A 1136-nucleotide genomic window follows, 5' to 3' on the forward strand; every position below is an offset into this window, starting at 1 on the left:
AGGTTCTATGTTTTGCGTCAAGCGACTTTCGGCAATAGTTGCTCCGGATTAAAGGCGGTCTGGCCTCTCCAAATTGCAAATGCCACTCGTAAAAGCTTGCGCGCAAGAATCACCAGCGATTCCGTCGTGGAGAAGCCTTTGGCTCTGATGTGCGCATAGACAGGCTTGAGAGCTTTGCTGTGACTGGCCGCGAATGCGGCCAAGTACATCTGCCTGCGCAGCAAAGCCGGGCCTCGCTTACTCAAACGCCTTCTTCCTCGCTTGGTGCCTGAATCGTTGGCTCGCGGATCTAGCCCGCTATAGGCGACCAGTGCATCCGAATTGGTAAAGTGCAAGCGGCTCAGTAACTCGGTGAGCAAGGCTCCGGTTTGCGGGCCGATACCCGTGATCGTCTGCAATCGGGTGCAGCCTTGTTGCATCACATCGTCCTTGGCAATCAGGTCAATGACCTGCCTGTCCATTGCTTCCAGCAAGTCTTTGAGTGACTGCATCAGGCTGGCTAGTTGCTGCCCGGGTAGTGAGATGTCTTTGAGTGTTTGTTTGATTGCAGCTTGATGGGCACTGACTTGCGCACGCCGTCTCAGCAATGCATGTAACTGCTGCTGAAGCTCCGTACTCGGCTGCCACGGGTACAGGCTCTGATAGTGCTCCTGCACGTAGCGCCGGATCACTGCACAGTCGAGTGCATCACTCTTGGCCCTAGCCCCAAGGGCTTTGGCGTAGAAATACACATCCCGTGCATTGAGCACATAGACCACCAAGCCCGCTTGCGAGGCAAGCTGAGCAAGCAGCAGGTGATAGCGCCCTGTGGACTCCATTGCGATACAGCAATCGCGGGGCATTGCAGCTAGCCAGTGAGTGATATGCGCCATGTCATTGGCTACGCTCAGAGGCGGCTGATCATCTACGCTGATGACCAGCTGCGACTTGGAGACATCCACTCCGATGAAGCTTGTTTGCATAAAAGCACCTCCAACAAAGACAATAGTCCTGTCGGGGTGCTGCTCCACCTAAGTGCGTTGGCTTGCCTTCAGATCGGCAGTCACGCAGCCTGAGGGCTGCGTGCTGCGCAGTTCCTTATCGACGCTATGAGGTGGGTTGAGAGGGGTCTAACACGGTCGGTCTGCGCCAACAGC

At 55.8% G+C, this 1136-nt stretch carries 1 protein-coding gene; it reads right to left on the reverse strand.

Annotated elements, in window-relative coordinates; genetic code table 11:
• Nucleotides 1–17: 17 nt before the first annotated feature.
• Nucleotides 18–962 (reverse strand): IS110 family transposase, encoded by a 945-nt coding sequence (locus HNP33_RS20830; RefSeq protein ID WP_184711769.1) that lies wholly within the window; start codon nucleotides 960–962, stop codon nucleotides 18–20.
• Between the last annotated feature and the right edge of the window lie 174 nt (nucleotides 963–1136).

This window comes from Comamonas odontotermitis (assembly GCF_014207855.1).
Classification (GTDB): domain Bacteria; phylum Pseudomonadota; class Gammaproteobacteria; order Burkholderiales; family Burkholderiaceae_C; genus Comamonas; species Comamonas odontotermitis_A.

Bases quoted from the DNA above. Each gene is read 5' to 3' on its own strand.
- HNP33_RS20830 (WP_184711769.1), bottom strand. From the start codon at position 962: ATGCAAACAAGCTTCATCGGAGTGGATGTCTCCAAGTCGCAGCTGGTC.